The sequence below is a fragment of the Rhodococcus chondri genome (assembly GCF_036327435.1).
In the GTDB taxonomy this organism is placed as follows: Bacteria; Actinomycetota; Actinomycetes; order Mycobacteriales; family Mycobacteriaceae; genus Rhodococcus; species Rhodococcus chondri.
Genome location: NZ_JAUZMZ010000399.1, coordinates 1 through 654, shown reverse-complemented (window position 1 = coordinate 654; position 654 = coordinate 1). Strand labels below are relative to the sequence as shown.

Here is a 654-nt window from a genome sequence, read left to right as displayed (position 1 = left end):
GGTCAGCGGCGCGATCCGCACGGCGGCCCCGGCGATCTCCGGGGCGCTGTTCACGGTGGTGCTGACGATGTTCGGTCTCGCGGTGCTGGACTGGCGGTTCCTCGTCGTACTGGTGGTGGTGCTGCCCGTGCACTATGCGGGCGCCCGCATGTTCCTGCGCGACGCGCCGCCGATCTATCGGCAGTCGCGGGTCGCGATGGGGGAGCGCGCCCATCATGTCCTCGGCAGCATCCGCGGATTGCCGACCGTGCACGCATTCGGGCTCGGCCCGCGCCTGGCCGGGCCGATCGACGAGCATTCGTGGTGGGTCGCGCGGTGGGAACTGCGCGCCCGCATCGTCGTCAACCGGCTCTTCGGGCGCATCAACCTCGCCGAGTTCTTCGGCATGGCCTCGATCCTGCTGGTGGGATTCTGGCTCGTGGACCGCGACCTGGTCACCGTCGGTGTCACCACCACCGCGATGCTGTTCTTCCTGCGGTTGTTCGGCCCGCTGGGCCAGCTCCTGCTGGTCATGGACGACCTGCAGAGCGGGCTGGCGTCGCTGTCGCGCATCGCCGGGCTCATCGACGAATGCGAGGACACCGACGATCCGGGACGTGCTCGACCGCGGGGGCGCGAGCTGCGCGCCCGCGACGTGCGGTTCGGTTACGACAC

Annotated in this window: 1 protein-coding gene; it reads left to right on the top strand. The window is 70.0% G+C overall.

All coding sequences use genetic code 11. The features are described 5' to 3' along the window. Positions 1-654: ABC transporter transmembrane domain-containing protein (locus Q8814_RS26395; RefSeq protein WP_330154859.1), on the top strand; the 654-nt coding region annotated here is incomplete at both ends.